Here is a 20,042-nt window from a genome sequence, read left to right on the forward strand (position 1 = left end):
AAGGGGGGAGGGAACCCTTCCGCCGGTGCTTCTCTCACACCCGCGCAGGGCCATCGCCAATCAATTGCGTGAGGTGAGCACGCTGGTCAGGCTCCCTCCCCCCTTGCGGGGGAGGGTTGGGGAGAGGGGTAAGCCCCGGGCGAGATCATCGACGAGGCCCCGGTAGTCTGGTCACGGCATTCGCCACTCTCAAAATTCTTCCTGCGATCTGTCGGCCGCGCATCGCCCCGTTCGTCTTGATGACAGAGCATCACCAAGCGTTACGGAGCCTGCCATGCCGACGATCGTCGACACCGAAGTCTCGAAGTCCGCCCGGATCACCGGCCGCGTCATCAGCGGCGTGGTCGTCCTCTTCCTGCTGTTCGACGGCGCGATCAAGCTGGTGCCGTTGCCGGTCGTCACCGAGACCTTGGACAGGATGGGCTGGGGCGCGAGCGATACGCTGGCGCGCAGCCTCGGCATCATCACCATCGTCTGCACGCTGCTCTACTCGGTGCCGCCGACCTCGATCCTCGGTGCCATCCTGCTCACCGGCTATCTCGGCGGCGCCATCGCATCGCATGTGCGGATCGACAGCCCGCTGTTCTCCCACACGCTGTTCGGGCTTTATCTCGGCCTGATGGTGTGGGGCGGGCTCTATCTGCGCGACGGCAATCTGCGTGCGCTGCTGCCGTTCCGCCGCTAAGCGTCTGGTTTGACGCGCTCGCTTGAAAACGCTTTCGTTGTTCGATTCATCTTCCGGAGACCATCATGTTCGAGACCATTGCCATCATCGCCATCATCCTTGCGATCGCGATTGCCGTAATTCTCATCCTCGCGGCGACCAAGCCGAGCACGTTCCGCGTCACGCGTGCGACCAGCATCAACGCGCCGGCCGAACGGATCTTTGGATTGATCGACGATTTCCGTCAGTGGACAGTCTGGTCGCCCTACGAGAACCGGGACCCGGACATGAGGCGCATCTACAGCGGCACCGAGCGCGGGCAGGGCGCGGCCTATGCCTGGGAGGGCAACAAGAATGTCGGCGCCGGCCGCATGGAAATCCTGCAATCCGCCGCGCCGTCGAAGATCGTCATCAAGCTGGATTTCCTGAAGCCGTTCGAGGGCCACAACACCGCGGAGTTCACAATGCTGCCGCAGGGAGATGCGACCAGCGTCACATGGACCATGTATGGTCCGGCCGTCTTCATGTCGAAGGTGATGCAGGTGTTCATGAACCTGGACCACATGATCGGCCGGGATTTCGAGGTCGGTCTCGCCAATCTGAAGAAGCTGACCGAAAAATAACGCGCTTTCGAGTGAAGTGGTTATCGGTTCGCGTCAAGAAAACGTGTCAAGCCAGAATCTGTTCAAGGGAGCAAGCGATGCAGGTCAACCCCTATCTCTCCTACGATGGCAATTGCGGCGCCGCGCTGAAATTCTACGAAAAGGTTCTCGGCGCGCGGATCGAGGAAACCTTCCCCTACGGCGAGGGCAATGCCGAAATGCAGACCCCGCCGGGCTGGAAGGACAAGGTCATGCATGCCCGCCTCACGATCGACGGCGAGATCATTATGGCCTCGGATGCCCCGCCCGGCCATTTCCAGAAGCCGCAGGGCTTTCACGTCGCGTTGCAGGTCGAGGATCCCACCGAGGCCGAGCGCCGCTTCACGGCGCTGTCCGAAGGCGGCGCGGTCACCATGCCGTTCGGCAAGACCTTCTTCTCGAACGGCTTCGGCATGTGCGTCGATCAGTTCGGCATCCCCTGGATGGTGAACTGCCCGGCGCAGATGTGACGAGCCGGATCGACAGGGCCGCCATCGAATAGATCGGGACGGGAAATCGGCGTCATGCCGTCCCACGCCAAGAGGGACTGCACCGCGTCGGGATCGAACCGACGCGTTGCAGCTATCGCCAATAGCTGCAGCAGAAAATAGATGACCATCAGCTGCGCGAGGGTGCATGCCGCGGATCGCGATCTTGCCTCGTCCTTGCTGTGCTTGATCGTCGTGCGGTCCATGAGTTCCTCGCCTCGTTTTCCGTCACCACATCGCCTGTATCATCAGCAATGCACCGCCAAGGATGACCACCCCGTCCAGAATGTCGGTGTGGACGTGGATCGGTAGATGGGCGCTCAGCCGTTTTGCGAGGAAGGCGCCTGGCGTTGCGCAACAGCCGATCAGGATCGCCATGATCCAGGCAGACGCCGGAAGCGCACCCGCCGTCTGAAACACGGCCGTCTTCGCCAGCCCGAGAAACAGCGAAATGCCGGCGTCGGTCGCGATCACCGCAGAGCCGCGAAGACCGGCCGCGAGAAGGATTGAAAGCAGGACGACGCCGGATCCCGACGTCGCTCCGACCAGAAGCCCGTATCCGCTTCCCGCTACCGCTACGCCCGGCGTCGTCAATCTCCATTGCGCCTTGCTTGCGAGCCGCCGCAGCGGGACCAGGACGATCAGCGCCAAGCCGATCACGATCGTCACCGTCTTTCCGCCGAGCGTCGTGTAGACGTAAGCGCCCCCAATGCAGGTCGGCAGCGCGCAGCTCGCCAGCATGATGGCATTTCGCACATCAAACTTGTCCCTCAAGGCGATCAGCCGGCTTGCATTCGTCAGGAGCGCAGACAGGCTGATGATTGGGACGACGGCCTCCGATCCGACGATCGGGAGGAGAACGGGCGGAAGGATCAGCCCTGTGCCGTATCCGGCAACGCCACCGACAATCGCTGCAATGAACGAGAGTGCGGCGACGAGGCAATATTGTTCGAACGTTGCGAGATGAACGGCGTCATACATCAGTTTCGGCCTCCAACGCTGTTTCCATCGTTGGTAAGGCCTTCTCGATGTCATCTCCAACAGAAGAAGCTGATGATCCTATCGATAATTCTTGTGCGGCTCGCGCGAGCTGAAGGGTGATCGCATCCCTGTCAGGCTATGGCGTCCTGGACGATTGGTACGAACTCGTTGAGCAGGGTGGCTGCGGATCCGTTCTGCGGTCTCACGACATAAAAGTCGCGGGTCAGGTCGAAGCCGTCGATTCTCTTCAGGATCAGATCGTCTGAGGAGAGGCTGTGGCGAGCGCGCAGTGTCGATAGGATGCCGACACCTACGCCGGCTTGAGCCGCTTGTTTGACAGCCTCCGGGCTGCCTACGATGAGAGCGATCTTCAGGCGGTCGAACGACAAGCCCAGAGCAGCAAGCTCGCGCTCGAGGATCGCGCGCGTTCCGGATCCCTTCTCCCGCATGATGACGGGGGTCGCCAACAGGTCATCGATCGTAAGGTCGTCCCGGGATACCCATGGATGCTCAGGTGAGACGACGAATACGATCTGCTCCCGCCAAAGCGGCGTCACGCGGTAGTTCGAAGAGAGGGGCACGCCATCGCTGACCAGCGCGGCGTCGACCGCGCCCTGATTGAGATATTCGATGACCTGGGTGCTGTTCCCGATCTCAAGCACGACCTGAACTTTGGGATGTCTGCTCTGAAAGATCCGGATTGCGGTAGGCATCGCATACTTCGAGATGGAATTCGTCGCGGCGATGCGCAGGCGTCGCGTGCTTTCTTCCCGAAGCTCCGCCAGCGCGCGCGAGGCTTCGTCGTAAAGGGCGAGAATTCTTTCTGCGTGCGCAAACAGGATCGCTCCTGCTTTGGTCAACTGCACCGAATGATGGCTGCGGATGAAAAGCGGAACGTCGAGTTCCTGCTCGATCGAGCGAATGTGGAACGAGATTGCTTGTTGAGTGAGATGGAGATCGTGACCAGCATCGGTAAAGCTTTTTCTCAAAGCCACCGCATGGAATACACGCAACCTCTGATCACGTATCAGGGACATCTATTCAATCTGGTTGTTCATGAGACTTAACAACATCAGAAACTGATGTCAAAGATGACGACGATCAGAACCAACTGGAATGCAGCGGTGAACGCGGATGGGCGTTCGATGTCGCCTGCATCGTGGTTCTGCTTCGGCCCCGTCCGATCGCCGCGATGTGGATCGCGCATCGTCGCAACACGGTCGGAAAATGTCGCAGGATGTCGTCCGGTCAGGCCGCGTGAGCGTTTCACGATGACGGATTTGACGTCGTGTCCAACCTGGGGGCGGTTCCGTGGTCGAGCGTGACGGCGATTTGGGAGCGGCCGGCCTATCGGATGACATTTGCGGCACCGAACCGGTTTCTGACCTGGCCGCTTGCAAGCGTGTCGCGACCGATCGGGAGTTACTGCGCTCGATGGGTGCCGGCTCACCTGCACCGCGGGTAGATCGCGGCGAGCTCGCGGCCGCGCAGCAGCAGCAGGCGCGAGGTCAACCCGCCGCGGCGGATGATCCAGCCGCGCACCGGGGCCGGGTAGGCTTCGAGCACCGCCTCGGAGGCTTCCGGCTCGGCATAGGTGCGGCCGCGCCGGTCGATCGAGCGCGCCGCATGAAAACCGAGCACCGCGCGCCGGGTCACGCAGATGCGATCGCCCGGCACCATCGAGAGCACCAGGGTGCAGGCCGACAGGCACGGCCCGTCGATCACCACGCGCTCGCCGGACTCGCGCACCTTGTCGAACAGGTCGATGAACGGGCCGACCTGTCCGCCGGGGCTGGCGAGAATGCGAACGTCGGCCTGCGCGCAGCTCACCGTTGCGCAGAGAGCTGCCGCTGCGACAAGTGTTTTCATGAGCGCCATCCCTGCCGCCGATGCGGTCGAGGACCGCCGCATCCGAAGCCGCAAGGCTCGCGCCGGAATGGGGCATCGTCAAGACCGATGCCCCTTCGCCAGTACGGATCGGTTCAGGCGGTCCGGTTCTTGAGTGCGCCGACGATCGCGGTGAGCACCGCGCCGGCAACGCCGCCGCCGGCGACCTGTCCGATGATGCTACCGATGTCAGGCGTGGCACCGGAATTGGCAAGCAGCGGGATCAGCATGCCGAGAAGCTGTCCGCCCGCGCCGCCGCCGATGGCGCCCGCGATGGTGTTTCCGAGCGTGCCAAGATCGATGTTCTTGGCCGCTCCCGCGGCGACATTGCCGCCGACGGCTCCGCTGATGATCTGAATGATCAGATTGATGAGAACTCCCGACATGACGCGATTCTCCCCGGTATCTGGTTTCAGCATGGCCGGGCGCCGGCCGGCGCCCTCCGGCGCGAAGGTTAAGCCAGCGCCGCGCGGACGTCATGCTGCGCACGCGAAGATTGCAGGCCCACGCGGCCGGTATGCACCGGCTTTTTGCGGCTCTTCCCGGCTTCAGTCCGCGCCGGATACGCCGGCCTCGGCAAAGGTCGCCATGCCGCCGTGGCAGGCCAGCGCGGCGCGCAGCAGCAGGATCGCGACGCCGGCGCCGGAGGCTTCGCCGAGCCGCATTTCGAGATCGAGCAGCGGGGCGAGGGCGAGGTCGCGCAGCAATTCGCGATGGCCGAGCTCAGCCGACACGTGGCCGGCGCGGCAATGCGCGAGGCCATCGGGGGCAAGCCTTGCCAGCGGCAGCACCGCCGAGGTCGCGACAAAACCGTCGAGCAGCACCGGGATCGATCTGGCGCGCGCCGCCAGCACGGCGCCGAAGATCGCCGCGAGTTCGCGGCCGCCGAGCGCCACCGCGACGGCGAGGGGATCGTCGAGCAGGTTGCGATGCATCTTGAGCGCGGTATCGATCGTGGTGCGCTTGCGCAGCAGGCCGGCATCATCGACGCCGGTGCCGCGGCCCGCCCAGCGCGCGCCGCGCCCGCCCATCAATGCCGCGCACAGTGTGGCGGCCACCGTGGTGTTGGCGATGCCCATCTCGCCGACCACCAGCAGGTCGCATTGCGCCGGCACCGCGCGCCAGCCGGTGTCGAGCGCGACCAGGAAGTCGGCGCCATCCATCGCCGGCGCCATCGTGAAATCGCGGGTCGGTCGCGCGAGCTCGAGCGGCTCGACGCGCAGCTCGGCGCCGGCAAGCCTGGCGATCTGGTTGATCGCAGCACCGCCGGCGGCGAAGTTCGCCACCATCTGCGCGGTGACCTCGGACGGGTAGGCGGAGACGCCGCGCTCGGCAATGCCGTGATTGCCGGCGAACACCGCGATCGTGACCTGATCGAGCCGCGGGATTTCGCGCCGCTGCCAGCGCGCCAGCCAGATCGTCACCTCTTCCAGCCGGCCGAGACTGCCGGGCGGCTTGGTCAGGTTCTGCTGGCGCACGCTTGCCGCCGTCGCCGCCGCCTCGTCACCCGCGGGCAGCTCGCGACAGAAGCTGCGAATGTCGTCTAGTGTATTGAACTGCATGCGATTCCCTCGTCGAGCGGGCCGCAAGCTAAAGCATGATCGGGAAAACTGAGAAGCGATTTTCCGAAAGCATCATGCTCAAACAAGAAGCTGAAGCGCGAACTCATCGCGCTTTAGAGCATGATCCGGAAAAGTGGAAAGCCGGTTTTCCGAAAAGATCATGCTCAAACAAGGAGTTGAGATCATGATGCGATTCCGTGGAAACGCATCATGATCCAGTGCAATTTCGAGGCCTTCACCATGAATCAATGGCTCGACGATCTCAGGATTGCCACGGCCTTCCTGACCCGGCTGCCGATGCCGCATCCGGACGGGGCGCGGCCGGAGAGCTTTGCGCGGGCGCAGCGGCTGTTCCCGCTGGTCGGTGCCGGGATCGGGGCCGCGGTCGGCCTGTTCTGCCTGCTGCTCCGGGCGAGCGGCGTGCCGGACCTCGCCGCGGCGGCGCTCGCGCTCGGCGGGGCTGCGCTGCTCACCGGCGCGCTGCATGAGGACGGGCTCGCCGATGTCGCCGATGGGTTCGGCGGCGGCCGCGACGTCGCGGCCAAGCTCGAGATCATGCGCGACAGCCGGCTCGGCACCTATGGCGCGCTGGCGCTGGTGGTGAGCTTTGCGGCCAAGCTGGCGGCGATCGCTGCGATTCCGGATGGCCTGGTGGTGCAGAGCCTGATCGCGGCGCATGCGCTCGGCCGCGGCGTGCTGCCGTGGATCGCGATCAGCCTGCCTTACGCGCGCAAGGACGGGCTCGCCGCCAATGCCGGCCGGCCTGACGGCACGATCGCCGCAGTTGCGGCCGGCATCGCGCTCGTGATCGCTGTACTGGCCCTGCCACTCGGCAGCGCGCTGCTGGCGGCGATCGCGGCCGGCGCGAGCGCAGTGATCATGATGCAATTGGCAAGGCGGCAGATCGGCGGCCAGACCGGCGATGTGCTCGGCGGCGCCGAGCAGGTCGTGGAGAGCGCGATCCTGGTGCTGCTCGCGGCGCGATTGGGGTGATCGAGGAATGGACCGCGAAACGTATCTCTGGCTGATCCGCCACGCGCCGGTCGATGGTCCGCGCGGTGTGATCCACGCACCCGATGCGCCGGCCGACCTTGATGATGCCGCCACATTCGCCGCGTTGCAGGCGCGGCTGCCGAGCGGCGCTCGCACAATTTGCAGCCCGGCGCGGCGGACCCGTGAGACCGCGGCGCGGCTTGGCCTCACGGCAACCGAAGACGATGCCTTCCGCGAACAGGATTTTGGCACCTGGACCGGCCGTCGTCACAGCGAGATCGAGCAAGAACTCGGCGCGGAAGCCTATCGCGCCTTCTGGCAATCGCCGGGGATCAACCGGCCGCCGGGTGGCGAGAGCTTCGCGGACCAGATTGCGCGCGCGCGAGTTGGGCTTGCGCGTCTGCCTCCCGGCGATGTCGTGCTCGTCGTGCATTCCGGCACCATCCGCGCGATCCTCGCGATCGCGCTCGAACTGGCGCCGGAGCATGCGCTGCGCTTCGTAATCGGTCCGCTGTCGCTGACGCGGGTCGATCGGTTGGGGAAGGCGTGGCGCGTGGTGGCGGTGAACGGCTGATGAATCCCGTTGCGCCGCGGGGGCTCACCCGTTCCGCCGTTCGCCGCGCAGCGTCGGCAGGCCGATGCCAGCGGCATCGAAGCCGCCGTCGACGGCGAGGATCTGTCCGGTGATGTAGCTCGCGCGATCCGAGCACAGGAAGAAGATCGCCTCAGCCAGCTCCTCCTCCAGCCCATAGCGGTTGAGCGGGATCGCGTCGTGATAGTCGGCGCGGATCTCCGGCGTATGCACCGCCTTGGCCATCGCGGTCTCGACCGGCCCGGGCGCCACGCCGTTGACGCGGATGCCGAGCGAGGCGAGTTCGACCGCAAGCTGCTTGGTGAGATGCGCGAGGCCGGCCTTGCTGGTGCCGTAGGCCGAGCGCAGCGTCGAGGCGCGCACCGCCGAGATCGAGGTGATGTTGACGATCGCACCGCCGCCTTGTTCGCGCATCAGGGGCGCAGCCGCCTTGGTGCACAGGAACGGGCCGGTCAGATTGACCGCCATGATCCGGCTCCAGTCGGCGTCCGAGGTCTCCAGCACCGGCGCGAACACCGCCGTGCCGGCGTTGTTGACCAGCGCGTCGAGCCGGCCGAAGCGGTTTGTGATCGTCGCCATCGCCTTGGTCACGCCATCGGCGTCGGACACGTCGCAGGTCAGCGCCAGCGTCGTGTCGGGTTGCCTCAACGCAGCGACCGCGGCATTCAGCAACTCCCCCTCGATGTCGAGCAGCGCGACGCGCCAGCCGTCGGCGAGGAAGCGTTTCGCCGCGGCCAGCCCGATGCCGCGCGCGGCGCCGGTCACGAGTGCGACTTTTTGTGCGGAGGAGGTCATCGGGTGGTCCATCGGTTTCGGGCAAGAAGCCCCGACCGTCTGCGACCTTTATGCAGAGGTGTCAACAACCGGCAGCATGCTATTTTCCCGTCATCCTGAGGAGCGCGTAGCGCGTCTCGAAGGATGCGCGGCGACCAGCCCGGGCCGCTCATCCTTCGAGGATCGCACCACAGCCTACGCCGCGAGTTCGGCGGAGGCGCGCTGCATGTTGGTCGACATGTCCTGCGTCACGATGCTCTGCTCCTCGACCGCGGCGGCGGTGGAGGTGATGTATTCGTTGACGCCGGCAATCGCGGCCTTGATCTCGGAGAGCGAGCTCGCCACCGCCGCGGCGATGGAGTTCAGCGCGTCGATTTCCGAGGAGATCGTGTCGGTCGCCTGCTTGGCCTGGTTGGCGAGGCTCTTGACCTCGGAGGCGACCACCGCGAAGCCGCGGCCGGCCTCGCCCGCGCGCGCCGATTCGATCGTGGCGTTGAGCGCGAGCAGGTTGATCTGCCCGGTGATGCTCGAGATCATCTCGACGATGCCGCTCATCGCCTGCGCCGCCGCATTGAGCCTCTGCGCCTCGCCGTCGGCGGCCTCGACGCGGCCGGTGGCGACCGCGGCATTCTGCTTCGACTTGGTCATGGTCTCCGAGATCTCGCGGATCGAGGCGCTCATCTCCTCGCTGCCGGCGGCCACCGCCTCGATCAGGCCGCGCGCGCTGTCGGCCTTCTTGCGGCCGATCGCCTGCGCGGTGATGTCGGTGGCGTATTTCACCACCTTGTAGGGCTTGCCGTTGAGATCGAGGATCGGGTTGTAGGAGGCCTGGATCCAGATCTCGCGACCGCCCTTGGCGATGCGCTTGTATTCGGCCGCCTGGAACTCGCCGCGGTTCAGCGCGCCCCAGAACTCGCGGTACGCCGACGAACTCGCCTCGACCGGCTCGACGAACATGCTGTGATGCCGGCCCTGGATCTCGGCCAGCGTATAGCCCATCGCGGCAAGGAAGTTCGGGTTCGCATTGCGGATCGTGCCGTCCATGTTGAACTCGATCACCGCCTGCGACTTGCCGATCGCGTCGATCTGGCCGTCATTGTCGGCGGCCTTGAGCTTCTGCTGGGTGACGTCGGTCGCGAACTTGACGACCTTGAACGGCTTGCCGCGTTCGTCGAGGATCGGGTTGTAGCTGGCGAGGATCCAGATCTCGCGGCCGCCCTTGGCGTGCCGCTTGAATTCGCCGGACTCGAACTCGCCGCGGTTCAGCCGCGCCCAGAACTCGCGATAGCCTGCGCTGTCGCGATCGGCCGGCGGCATGAACATGCTGTGATGCTTGCCTTGAATCTCGGCGAGCGCGTAGCCCATCGCGCCGAGGAAGTTCTCGTTGGCGGTGACGATGGTGCCGTCCATGTTGAACTCGATCACCGCTTGCGCGCGGTTGATGGCGGCGATCTTGCCGGAATCTTCCATGCTGTGGATCTTCTGCGCGGTGATGTCGGTGGCGAATTTGATGACGCCGACCGGCTTGCCGTTCTTGTCCGTGATCGGGTTGTAGGAGGCCTGGATCCAGATCTCGCGGCCGCCCTTGGCGATGCGCTTGTATTGCGCGGCCTGGTGTTCGCCGCGATTGAGGCTCGCCCAGAACGCGCGATAATCGTGGCTGTCGCGCATGGCAGGATCGACGAACATGCTGTGGTGCTTGCCCCTGATCTCGTCGAGCGCGTAGCCCATCGCGTTCAGGAAGTTCTCGTTGGCGGTGACGATGGTGCCGTCGAGCTTGAACTCGATCACCGCCTGCGACTTGCCGATCGCTGCGGCTTGCGCCAACGCATTCTCGATGTTGGCCTTGTTGCTGAACGTAAACATCAGGGCTCCGTGAAGGTTCAAAAGAAACGGGATGGGAAAAGTCGATCGCGGCAACTCACGGAAAGGTTGCAGCGAGCCGTTTAGCATCGGTAAAGCCTGCGCGTCGCGCGCGCGTGGCACGAACTGCATAACGCGTTCGACGGCGATTCCATCTATCTCAACTTGCGAAGCAATTTTTTTGATATGCACGCTATCATTCATAGTCCGATGCGACGTTCACCGTAGTCATACGGACGAAAATCTCTGAGAATTTTCGTCTGGTGCGGATGATCTCGAGCGCGCGTATTCACCGAGTTTGATAGGTCCATTACCAAGATTGATATCGCATCCGATGTCGTGGATCGATCACTCATTCGATTCGTGTGATCGACGAAGCTGGATTGCGCTGCGACGGCGACGTGAGATCGACCTGCTCCGCACAAGTCGGAAATATTTGTCGTGCGTGATGTCGGCGGTGCGGTCGTCGGTTCGTCCTCCGGCCACTGTTTCGCCCATGGAGTTCTGATGTCGCTCACCTTGCATTACCATCCGCTGTCCTCGTTCTGCTGGAAGGCGCTGGTCGCGCTTTACGAGAACGGCGCGCCGTTCACCCCGAACATGGTCAATCTCGGCGATCCCGCCGAGCGCGCGGCGTTGCTCGCGCTGTGGCCGATCGGACGCTTTCCCGTGCTCCGCGACGAGACGCGCGGCGAGACCGTGCCCGAATCGAGCATCGTCATCGAATATCTCGACCGGCATTATCCCGGCACCGTCAGGCTGCTTCCGGAGGACCCGGACCTCGCGCTACAGACCCGGCTGCGCGACCGCTTCCTCGATCTCTATGTCCATCTGCCGCTGCAGAAGATCGTCGGCGACCGGCTGCGACCTGCGGGCAGCAAGGATCCGCATGGCGTCGCCGAGGCACGGACGCAGCTTCGCAGCTCCTATGCGATTCTCGACCGGCAACTGGTGCATGGCGGCTGGATGATGGGCGAGCAGTTTTCGCTGGCGGATTGTGCCGCCGCGCCGGCGCTGTTCTACGGCAACAAGGTCGAGCCGATCGGGGAGGACCATCGGCATCTGGCGGCCTATCTTGAACGGCTGACGGCGCGGCCGTCCTTCGCGCGCGTCCTCGAGGCGGCCGAGCCCTATTTCGGCATGTTCCCGAAGGAAAACTGACCTGACAAGGAACTGAAGTCAGGTCGGGCTGAAAAATATTTTCAGCCCGATGTCGCGTTCGGGCCGTTCCATTCGTCATCTGCCTGAGGCCCGGGTTCTGGAGCGCTGGTCGCTCCAGTGGCCCGGGTGACCTGTGTGGAGACGACATGGCTGCAACTGGCAACAGGGCGGAGATCATCCGCAAGCTCTTCGCCGCCTATCTCGCCAATGATCGCGCGAGCGTCGAGGCTGCGTTCGCGGAGGATTTTCGCTTCTCGACGCCCTATGGCGAGAACATCGACAAGTCCCGCTATTTCGCCGAGTGCTGGCGCGACAGCGGCTGGATCGGCCGCCACGAGATCGAGCGCATCATGGTCGACGGCCCCGAGGCTTTCGTCACCTATCGCTGCGTTGCCCGCGACGGCAAGAGCTTCCGCAACACCGAGTTCTTCGCGTTCGACGGCGACAAGGTGTCGCGCATCGACGTCTATTTCGGCCCGTCGCATCAGGACGGGGCGCTCGTCAGACAGGAGCGATAAGGCATTCGTCGCGATCGCGGTCGCGCGACCGCCTGATCGTCAGTGTCTGCGGGCCCCAACAAGGAAGCTTGGATATGTCTGTACTAAGCGAGAACGGCAATCTGTCGCGGGCGCGGCTCGGACGTATGCACGAAGTGCTGGCGCACCATGTTGGTGCGGGCGACGTGCCGGGCGTCGTGGCGCTGGTCAGCCGCCGCGGCGAGATCCATGTCGATGTCCTCGGCCGCATGGCGCTCGACGGCCCGCCGATGCAGCGTGATACCATCTTCCGGATCGCATCGATGACCAAGCCGGTGACGGCCGTCGCCGCGATGATCCTGGTCGAGGAATGCCGGCTCAGGCTCGACGATCCCATCGACCGTTGGTTGCCCGAACTCGCCGACCGCAAGGTGTTGCGCACGATCGAATCCGGGATCGACGACACGGTGCCGGCGCAGCGCGCCATCACGTTGCGCGACCTGCTCACCTTCCGGCTCGGGCTCGGCATGATCCCGGTGTTTCCGGCGCGCCATCCGATCCAGATCGCGATTGCGGATGCCGGCTTCGCGCCCGGTCCGGTGTTTCCGACGTTTCCGCCGGACGAGTTGCTGCGCCGTTACGGTACGCTGCCGCTGGCCTATCAGCCGGGCGAACGCTGGCTCTACAACACGGGGTCGGAGATCCTCGGCGTGCTGATCGCGCGGGTCGCCGGAATGTCGTTCGCTGGCTTCCTGCAAGAGCGCATCTTCACGCCGCTCGGCATGACCGACACCGCCTTCCACGTGCCGCCGGACAAGCTGAAGCGGCTCGCGACCTGCTATACGCGCGATGCCGCGACCGGCAAACTGAAGGTGTTCGACGAGCCGGCGAGCTGCAAATATGCCGCGCCGCCGGTGTTCGAAAATGGCGGCGCCGGGCTGGTGTCGACCGCCGACGACTTCAATGCGTTTGCCCAGATGATGCTCAATGGCGGGCGGCTCGGCACCGAGCGCATCCTGTCGCGGCCTGCCGTGGAGCTGATGACCTCGGACCAGCTCGCGCCGTCCGACAAGCAGGGCTCGGAATTCCTGCTCGGTGCCGGGCGCGGCTGGGGGTTCGGGCTGTCGGTGGTCACCGCGCGCGACGATCTCTGTCAGGTGCCCGGCCGCTACGGCTGGGACGGCGGCTACGGCACCTCCTGGTATTCCGACCCGCGCGAGGAAATGACCGGGATCCTGCTGACCCAGCGCATGCTGGACTCGCCGCAGCCGCCTCAGGTGTTTTCAGATTTCTGGACGCTCGCCTATCAGGCGATCGATGACTAGCGCGAGGTATGCGTCAATGACTTCAGAAATAATTTCCATCACCGTGTCGGTGGCGCACAAGCTCCATCGTCTTTCAACCGAGCGCCGGTGCTGAGATCGGCAGAGAGACAACGGAGCAGGACGATGAAGTTCATGGTGATCGTGAAGGCGAACAGCGATACCGAGGCCGGCGTGATGCCGAGCACCGAGATGCTCGCCGCGATGGGCCAGTTCAACGAGGAGATGGTCAAGGCCGGCGTGATGCAGGCCGGCGAGGGGCTGCATCCGACCAGCAAGGGCGCCCGCGTCAAATATGCCGGCGGCCAGAGCTCCGTGTCACGTGGCCCGTTCAGCCTCAGCGGCGATCTGGTCGCCGGCTTCTGGCTGATCGAGACCAAGTCGCTCGATGAGGCGATCGACTGGATGAAGCGCGCGCCGTTCGACGGCGGCTCCGAGATCGAAATCCGCCAGGTGTTTGCCGCTGAGGATTTCGGCGAGGCGTTGACACCTGAGCTGCGCGAGCAGGAAGAACGCTTGCGCGCGCAGGCGGTGAAGAGATGATACCCGACGTCGTTCCGCGATCTCGCGTGGACGGCAAGCGCGGAATGCATGACCGCCGTGGCAAGTCATGGTTTCCGCGCCGGCGCCGGATCGGGCTTCCCGGAATGACCAGGGTGAGGATTGCGCGTGATCCAACGGACAAGGAAATCCGACCAATGCGTTTCATGATGCTGATGATCCCGCAGGGCTACGAGTCCGCACCGGCCAAGCTCGAGCTCGATCCGGAACGGGTCGCCGCGATGATGCGGTACAATCAGGCGCTGAAGGACGCCGGCGTGCTGATCACGCTGGAGGGTCTGCATCCGCCGGCGGCGGGCGCGCGCGTCAAGTTCGATACCGGCGTCCCCGTCGTGATCGACGGGCCGTTCACCGAGGCCAAGGAGGTGATCGGCGGCTTCTGGATGATCGACGTCGCCTCGCGCGCCGAGGCGATCGAATGGGCCAGCAAGTGCCCGGCCAGCGCCAACGAGATGATCGAGATCCGCCAGGTGCAGGAGATGACCGATTTCTCGGAGGAGGTGCAGCAGGCGGCCGCGAGCTTCGAGCATCCGCAGGGCGGCTGGGGCAAGGCCCTGCGCTGAACTTCACGATGCGATGCCGCGCATGGCGTCGTCGCCCCGTGCAGCGAACGATCAATTCGACAACCACAACGGAGACGCATGATGAGCAGCAACACCTTCCTCGCCGTCTATCTCGGCGGCGGCAAAGACGGCGCGCGGATGGCAGCCTGGAACGCGCTGCCGGAGGCCGAACGTCGCGCCAGGGAGCAGCAGGGCATGGCCGCCTGGGGCGCCTGGGTCGAGAAGCACCACGACGTGATCGTCGAGATGGGCGGACCGCTCGGCAAGACCAAGAAGGTCGGGAGCGGCGGCACCACCGACATCGCCAATCTGATGACCGGCTTCACCGTGGTGCGCGCGCCCTCGCATGAGGCCGCCGCGAAGCTGTTCGAGAACCATCCGCATTTTGCGATCTTCCCGGGCGAAGCCGTGGAGATCATGCCGGTGCTGCCGATCCCGGGACGGTAGTCCCCCGGGCGGTCGCCGCCGCCCGCGGAATCCGGCGGCCGCGATCCGTTAATCTTGATCGGCTGCCGCTTGCCCCGCTAGTGACCTTTCCTGCCGGCTCATGTAAACCTTATTCACATGAGCTGGCAGAAGGACCAAGGCCGCAGCGAGCGCGGCTATCATCACGGCAATCTCAAGGAAGCGTTGCTGCAGGCCGCCCTCGACCTGATCTCGAAGAAGGGGCCGGCCGGCTTCACGTTCGCCGATGCCGCGCGCATGGCCGGCGTCAGCCCCGCGGCGCCCTACCGGCATTTCCGCGACCGTGACGAACTGATCGCCAGCATCGCGCAGCGCGGCTTCGAGCAGTTCGAGGCGCTGCTGACCGCGGCCTGGGACGATGGTCGTCCCGACACCGTCACCGCTTTCGAGCGGGTCGGCAGGGCCTATCTCAGTTTCGCGCGCCAGGAGCCCGCGTTCTACTCTGCGATGTTCGAATCCGGCCTGCCGCCAGACGCGAATCCAACCCTGATGGCGGCAAGCGAGCGCGCTTTTGCGATCATCCGCGCCGCTGCTGAACGGCTTGCGGCTCTGGCACCGCCCAGCATGCCGCGTCCGCCGGCGATGATGATGGCGCTGCACATCTGGTCGATGTCGCATGGCGTCGCCTCGCTGTTCGGTCGCGGCGATGCCGCGCGCCGCAAGCTGCCGATGTCGCCGGAGGAACTGCTCGAGGCCGAGGTGCTGATCTATCTGCGCGGCTTGGGCTTCCCCACCGAGCGCCGGGCCGAAGCCGCGGCGGCCGAGCAGAATCGCGGCGGCCCCTGGGGCAAGGCGAAATAAAATTCCAAAAATAATTGGAGGGGTGCGTCATCCGCTCCGCTTGACTTTCCCGGGGGATCGGCTACCTATGTAAATGTTATTTACATTCACAACGGCGTGATGCCGTGATGGAGAGTGAAATGGCCTACACCGCAGATGCTGATCGCTGGCGCGGTCCCGTCGAAGAGCCCTACCGCCCGCAGATGTACTGGGCGCCGTGGCATCCGCTGAAGATCGCCGGGATCATCCTCGGCTTCATGATCTGGTGGCCGATCGGTCTCGCCTTTCTCTTTTTCACCCTCGGGAGCAGAAAAATGGCCTGTTGGAGTCACAACGACATGGATCGCTGGCAGAACAAGATGGAGCGCATGCAGTACAAGATGGAGCGGATGAAGAACCGCATGGAGCGTCGCGGCTTCCCGTTCGGCGGCTTCGGCACGCCCTCCAGCGGCAACCGCGCCTTCGACGAGTACCGCCAGGACACGCTGCGCCGGCTCGAGGAAGAGCAGGTCGAGTTCAAGAACTTCCTCGACCGCCTACGTCATGCCAAGGACAAGGAAGAGTTCGACGCCTTCATGGCGCAGCACAAGACCCGTCCGACCCCGCCGAACGACCAGCCGCCGCAAGGTTGATCACGCGAGGCCAGCACTGAGCCTTCAGGCGATGTGCCCCCATAACACCTGATGGCCCCGAGCCGCCCGTTTGCGATGAGCAAGCGGGCGGTTTGCATTTTGGCGGCGTCATGCCCACTCTATCGTCGACCTTGCGGACGCAGAGGCGCGGATCATGACGGCAGGCGCGACGATGGGTTCTGACGATCTCTGGCTTGCGATCCGGCGCGAGGCGGCAGCTGCTGTTGCCGCCGATCGCTTTCTCGAAGCATCGGCCGCCTTCATTCTCGATCAGGGCGATCTCGGCGGCGCCATCGCCTTCCTGATCGGCCGGCGCATCGCCGACGCGGACGCCGATCGCGTACAATTCGTGCGGGCGGCACGTGAGGCCTATGTGGCCGAGCCCGTGCTGATCGAGGCCGCGGCGAGTGATCTTGCCGCGATCGTGCGCCGCGATCCGGCGATATCGGGCTTCCTGCCGCCGTTGCTGAACTTCAAGGGCTATGTCGCGCTGCAAGCCTGGCGGGTCTCGAACTGGCTGTGGCGCCATGATCGCCCGGATCTCGCGCTGATGATGCAGAACGCATCAGCGGACCAGTTGCAGATCAGCATTCATCCGTCGGCGCGGATCGGAACGGGCGTTTTCCTCGATCACGGCACCGGCCTCATCATCGGCGCGCTGGTCTCAATTGGCGACGAGGTCACGATCTTGCAGAACGTCACCATCTCGCGGCATCGTGACGCCCCGCGCCGCGCACCGACGATCGGCCACGGCGTGCTGCTCAGCGCCGGCGCCACGGTGATCGGAGATCTCAACATCGGCGACCTCGCCAAGATCGGCGCCGGCGCGCTGGTGACCTCGGACGTGCCTGCCGGCTGCACCGCGGTCGGCGTGCCCGCGCGGTTGACGAACTGCGCGGAGGCGGGAGCGTCGGTGCTGTCGTGAAATGCCGGCTTACCTCGGTGAGGTGAGCACGCCAGTCAGGCTCCCTCTCCCCTTGCGGGAGAGGGCGGGGAGAGGGGTGGCCCCGGGCGAATTGCGAAACATCGGTTCGACTGTATCAACGAACTTCCGAGTCGAGAGGCGGACTCACTCTCTCAATCAGCAGCGGAGCAAGCGGCACCCCTCTCCCCAGCCCTCCCCCGCAAGGGGGAGGGAGCCCGAACAGTGTGCTCGCCCTGCTCTACGCGGTGAGACCGCAGTCCTCACACATTCGATCCATGGATCGCGTCGATCACCGCGTCCGTCACTTCCTTGGTCGTCGCCTTGCCGCCGACGTCGGGCGTCAGCACGCCGGCCGCGCAGACCTTTTCCACCGCGGCCATCAGGCGCGCGGCGGCGTCCTTCTCGCCGAGATGCTCCAGCATCTGCGCACCAGTCCAGAAAGTGGCAACCGGGTTGGCGATGCCCTTGCCGGTGATGTCGAAGGCCGAGCCGTGGATCGGCTCGAACATCGAGGGGAAGCGGCGCTGCGGATCGATGTTGCCGGTCGGCGCCACGCCGAGGCTGCCGGCCAGGGCGCCCGCGAGATCCGACAGGATGTCGGCGTGCAGATTGGTCGCGACGATGGTGTCGAGGCTCTTCGGATTGAGCGTCATCCGCACCGTCATGGCATCGACCAGCATCTTGTCCCAGGTCACGTCGGGGAACTCCTTGGCGACTTCGGCGGCGATCTCGTCCCACATCACCATGCCGTGGCGCTGCGCGTTCGACTTGGTCACCACGGTGAGGAATTTGCGCGGCCGCGACTGCGCGAGTTGGAACGCGTAGCGCATGATCCTGGTAACGCCGACCCGGGTGAAGACCGCGACTTCGGTGCCGACCTCTTCGGGCAGGCCGCGATGCGCGCGGCCGCCCATCCCGGCATATTCGCCTTCGGAGTTCTCGCGCACGATCACCCAGTCGAGATCGCCGACGCCGACATTGCGCAGCGGCGAGGCGACGCCGGGCAGGATCTTGGTCGGCCGCACATTGGCGTATTGGTCAAAACCCTGGCAGATCGGCAGCCGCAGGCCCCACAGCGTGATGTGGTCCGGCACGTCGGGCGCGCCGACCGCGCCGAAATAGATCGCGTCGAATGTCTTCAGCTCGGCGAGGCCGTCGGCGGGCATCATCACGCCGTGTTTCTTGTAATAGTCCGAACCCCAGTCGAAGGTCTTGACGTTGAAGCTGATGTCGCCGGAGCGCTTGGCCAGTGCTTCCAGCACACGGACGCCGGCGGAAATCACTTCGGGGCCGATGCCGTCGGCGGGAATGGCGGCGATGGAATGGGTACGCATGGTTGTCTCCGGATCAGTGGTTAGCGGGTTCGCAGGGGATCGGGTTGCGGTTCGGCCGCGGCCGGCGCGCCTTGCGCGCGTGACAGCAGCAGCGTGAGCACGGCCGAGAGCACCAGGAGGCCGGCGACGAAGTAGAGGCCGCCCTCGAAACTGCCGGTGCGTTCCTTGATCCAGCCGATCATCGCAGGGCCGACGAAGCCGCCGAGATTGCCGATCGAGTTGATGGTGGCGATGCCGGCCGCGGCGGCCGAGCCGGACAGGAACATGGTTGGCATGCTCCACAGCGGCGGCTTCGATGAGGAGATGCCGATATTGACCAACGTCAGCGCCGCGATCACGGCAACCAGCCCGGTCCACAATCCCGCGAGCGCCAATCCTGTCGCGGCCATCAGGCAGGCCAGCACGACGTGCCAGGTGCGCTCACCGGTGCGGTCGGAATGCCGCGCCCACAGGATCATGGCGACCACGGCGACCGTCGCCGGCACCGCGTTGAGGAAGCCGACCTGGAGCGACGACAGGCCGAATTGCTTGATGATCTGCGGCGCCCACACACCGAGCGTATAGAGCCCGGCCGAGGTGCCGAAATAGACCAGCGCCAGTGCCAGCACGCGCGGATCGGCGAGCCCGCGCCAGATGCTGTGGCTCGCGGTCGCGGCCTTGCCGTCATTCTCCGCCTTCATGGTCTTGACCAGCCAGGCGCGCTCGTCGTCGGCAAGCCATTTCGCCTGCTCCGGCCGGTCGGTGAGGAAGCCCAGCACCACGAAGCCGAGCAGCACGGCCGGTACCGCCTCAAGCACGAACAGCCATTGCCAGCCCTTGAAGCCGAGCATGCCGTCCATCTCGAGCAGCGCGCCCGACAGCGGCGAGCCGAGCACGGTCGAGAGCGGCGCCGCGGCCATGAACAGGGCGGTGACGGCCGCGCGCTGCCGTGCCGGGAACCAGTAGGACAGATAGAGAATGATGCCGGGGAAGAAGCCGGCTTCGGCGGCGCCGAGCAGGAAGCGCAGCACGTAGAAGCTGGTGGCGCCCTGCACCAGCGCCATCGCCGCCGACACGATGCCCCAGGTGATCATCACCCGCGCGATCCAGATCCGCGCGCCGACCTTGTGCAGGATGATGTTGGAGGGCACCTCGAACAGGAAGTAGCCCCAGAAGAAGATACCGGCGCCGAAGCCATAGACGGTCGGCGACAGGCCGATGTCCTTGTTCATGGTCAGCGAGGCGAAGCCGATATTGACGCGGTCGATGAAGGCCACGAAGTACAGCAGCATGATGAACGGCACGATGCGCAGTGAGATCTTGCGCAACACGCGCGCGCCAAGCTGGCTTTCCATGGGCTTCTTCCCCGGGGTTCGTCTTGTTGTTGGGACGGCGCGTT

Annotated in this window: 25 protein-coding genes; 14 read left to right on the forward strand and 11 right to left on the reverse strand. The window is 65.0% G+C overall.

The window, feature by feature from the left end:
- Positions 1-274 precede the first annotated feature (274 nt).
- From B2W55_RS09525 to B2W55_RS09535, 3 genes are all read left to right on the forward strand, one after another.
- Positions 275-685, forward strand: a complete 411-nt coding sequence (locus B2W55_RS09525) for a DoxX family protein (RefSeq protein ID WP_024579190.1) — start codon at positions 275-277, stop codon at positions 683-685.
- Positions 686-750: 65 nt separating this feature from the next.
- Positions 751-1,287 carry an SRPBCC family protein gene (locus B2W55_RS09530; RefSeq protein WP_024579189.1) on the forward strand — a complete coding sequence of 179 codons (537 nt, stop codon included), beginning with the start codon at positions 751-753 and terminating at the stop codon, positions 1,285-1,287.
- A 77-nt stretch (positions 1,288-1,364) separates the two neighbouring features.
- Entirely contained in the window at positions 1,365-1,775 is a 411-nt protein-coding gene (locus B2W55_RS09535) for a VOC family protein (protein WP_024579188.1), read from the forward strand.
- Here B2W55_RS09535 and B2W55_RS09540 read toward each other — a convergent pair.
- The 7 genes from B2W55_RS09540 to cobT all read right to left on the reverse strand — a co-directional run bounded on the left by B2W55_RS09540 (position 1,730) and on the right by cobT (position 6,223).
- Positions 1,730-1,999: a hypothetical protein gene (locus B2W55_RS09540; RefSeq protein WP_024579187.1), complete on the reverse strand. Its 270-nt coding sequence runs from the start codon at positions 1,997-1,999 to the stop codon at positions 1,730-1,732. The two genes, B2W55_RS09535 and B2W55_RS09540, sit on opposite strands and share 46 nt — an antisense overlap.
- Before the next feature lie 22 nt (positions 2,000-2,021).
- Complete coding sequence (locus tag B2W55_RS09545; protein ID WP_024579186.1) at positions 2,022-2,774, reverse strand: sulfite exporter TauE/SafE family protein; 753 nt, start codon at positions 2,772-2,774, stop codon at positions 2,022-2,024.
- Positions 2,775-2,905: 131 nt separating this feature from the next.
- Complete coding sequence (locus B2W55_RS09550; protein WP_024579185.1) at positions 2,906-3,811, reverse strand: LysR family transcriptional regulator; 906 nt, start codon at positions 3,809-3,811, stop codon at positions 2,906-2,908.
- Positions 3,812-3,846: 35 nt separating this feature from the next.
- The gene (locus tag B2W55_RS09555) at positions 3,847-4,044 is read right to left on the reverse strand and encodes a hypothetical protein (RefSeq protein WP_145987156.1); all 198 of its coding nucleotides are present in this window, start codon (positions 4,042-4,044) and stop codon (positions 3,847-3,849) included.
- 176 nt (positions 4,045-4,220) lie between these two features.
- Positions 4,221-4,643 carry a hypothetical protein gene (locus tag B2W55_RS09560; protein ID WP_162487048.1) on the reverse strand — a complete coding sequence of 141 codons (423 nt, stop codon included), beginning with the start codon at positions 4,641-4,643 and terminating at the stop codon, positions 4,221-4,223.
- A gap of 113 nt (positions 4,644-4,756) precedes the next feature.
- Positions 4,757-5,047: a hypothetical protein gene (locus tag B2W55_RS09565; protein ID WP_024579183.1), complete on the reverse strand. Its 291-nt coding sequence runs from the start codon at positions 5,045-5,047 to the stop codon at positions 4,757-4,759.
- A 162-nt stretch (positions 5,048-5,209) separates the two neighbouring features.
- The gene (cobT, locus tag B2W55_RS09570; protein ID WP_024579182.1) at positions 5,210-6,223 is read right to left on the reverse strand and encodes a nicotinate-nucleotide--dimethylbenzimidazole phosphoribosyltransferase; all 1,014 of its coding nucleotides are present in this window, start codon (positions 6,221-6,223) and stop codon (positions 5,210-5,212) included.
- 210 nt (positions 6,224-6,433) lie between these two features.
- On the opposite strand from cobT, the gene cobS reads away from it, so the two are divergent.
- Positions 6,434-7,216: an adenosylcobinamide-GDP ribazoletransferase gene (gene cobS / locus B2W55_RS09575; protein WP_024579181.1), complete on the forward strand. Its 783-nt coding sequence runs from the start codon at positions 6,434-6,436 to the stop codon at positions 7,214-7,216.
- A 7-nt stretch (positions 7,217-7,223) separates the two neighbouring features.
- A complete protein-coding gene (locus B2W55_RS09580; RefSeq protein ID WP_024579180.1) occupies positions 7,224-7,790 on the forward strand; it encodes a histidine phosphatase family protein in 567 nt (188 codons plus the stop codon).
- A 24-nt stretch (positions 7,791-7,814) separates the two neighbouring features.
- Here the strand turns inward: B2W55_RS09580 and B2W55_RS09585 are convergent, their stop codons facing one another.
- Both B2W55_RS09585 and B2W55_RS09590 read right to left on the reverse strand, forming a co-directional pair.
- Positions 7,815-8,603 (reverse strand): SDR family NAD(P)-dependent oxidoreductase, encoded by a 789-nt coding sequence (locus B2W55_RS09585; RefSeq protein WP_024579179.1) that lies wholly within the window; start codon positions 8,601-8,603, stop codon positions 7,815-7,817.
- Positions 8,604-8,777: 174 nt separating this feature from the next.
- On the reverse strand, positions 8,778-10,448 hold the full coding sequence (locus B2W55_RS09590; RefSeq protein WP_024579178.1) for a methyl-accepting chemotaxis protein: 1,671 nt from the start codon (positions 10,446-10,448) through the stop codon (positions 8,778-8,780).
- Between the two features lie 504 nt (positions 10,449-10,952).
- Here B2W55_RS09590 and B2W55_RS09595 point away from each other — a divergent pair.
- The 9 genes from B2W55_RS09595 (at position 10,953) to B2W55_RS09635 (ending at position 17,330) form a co-directional block, all read left to right on the forward strand.
- Positions 10,953-11,606: a glutathione S-transferase family protein gene (locus B2W55_RS09595; RefSeq protein ID WP_024579177.1), complete on the forward strand. Its 654-nt coding sequence runs from the start codon at positions 10,953-10,955 to the stop codon at positions 11,604-11,606.
- Between the two features lie 146 nt (positions 11,607-11,752).
- Complete coding sequence (locus B2W55_RS09600) at positions 11,753-12,124, forward strand: nuclear transport factor 2 family protein (RefSeq protein ID WP_024579176.1); 372 nt, start codon at positions 11,753-11,755, stop codon at positions 12,122-12,124.
- A 74-nt stretch (positions 12,125-12,198) separates the two neighbouring features.
- Positions 12,199-13,407, forward strand: coding sequence for a serine hydrolase domain-containing protein (locus tag B2W55_RS09605; RefSeq protein ID WP_024579175.1), 1,209 nt, complete (start codon positions 12,199-12,201; stop codon positions 13,405-13,407).
- A gap of 123 nt (positions 13,408-13,530) precedes the next feature.
- Positions 13,531-13,947: a YciI family protein gene (locus B2W55_RS09610; RefSeq protein WP_024579174.1), complete on the forward strand. Its 417-nt coding sequence runs from the start codon at positions 13,531-13,533 to the stop codon at positions 13,945-13,947.
- Between the two features lie 155 nt (positions 13,948-14,102).
- On the forward strand, positions 14,103-14,528 hold the full coding sequence (locus B2W55_RS09615) for a YciI family protein (protein WP_024579173.1): 426 nt from the start codon (positions 14,103-14,105) through the stop codon (positions 14,526-14,528).
- A gap of 81 nt (positions 14,529-14,609) precedes the next feature.
- Complete coding sequence (locus tag B2W55_RS09620; RefSeq protein WP_024579172.1) at positions 14,610-14,975, forward strand: YciI family protein; 366 nt, start codon at positions 14,610-14,612, stop codon at positions 14,973-14,975.
- 117 nt (positions 14,976-15,092) lie between these two features.
- Positions 15,093-15,794 (forward strand): TetR/AcrR family transcriptional regulator, encoded by a 702-nt coding sequence (locus B2W55_RS09625; protein WP_024579171.1) that lies wholly within the window; start codon positions 15,093-15,095, stop codon positions 15,792-15,794.
- A gap of 119 nt (positions 15,795-15,913) precedes the next feature.
- A complete protein-coding gene (locus B2W55_RS09630; RefSeq protein WP_024579170.1) occupies positions 15,914-16,405 on the forward strand; it encodes a DUF2852 domain-containing protein in 492 nt (163 codons plus the stop codon).
- A 172-nt stretch (positions 16,406-16,577) separates the two neighbouring features.
- A complete protein-coding gene (locus B2W55_RS09635; protein ID WP_414631651.1) occupies positions 16,578-17,330 on the forward strand; it encodes a serine O-acetyltransferase in 753 nt (250 codons plus the stop codon).
- 260 nt (positions 17,331-17,590) lie between these two features.
- Here the strand turns inward: B2W55_RS09635 and B2W55_RS09640 are convergent, their stop codons facing one another.
- Positions 17,591-18,664, reverse strand: a complete 1,074-nt coding sequence (locus tag B2W55_RS09640; RefSeq protein WP_024579168.1) for a tartrate dehydrogenase — start codon at positions 18,662-18,664, stop codon at positions 17,591-17,593.
- Positions 18,665-18,684: 20 nt separating this feature from the next.
- Positions 18,685-19,998 (reverse strand): MFS transporter, encoded by a 1,314-nt coding sequence (locus B2W55_RS09645; RefSeq protein WP_024579167.1) that lies wholly within the window; start codon positions 19,996-19,998, stop codon positions 18,685-18,687.
- Between the last annotated feature and the right edge of the window lie 44 nt (positions 19,999-20,042).

The sequence above is a fragment of the Bradyrhizobium sp. UBA2491 genome (genome assembly GCF_002341725.1).
Classification (GTDB): Bacteria; Pseudomonadota; Alphaproteobacteria; order Rhizobiales; family Xanthobacteraceae; genus Bradyrhizobium.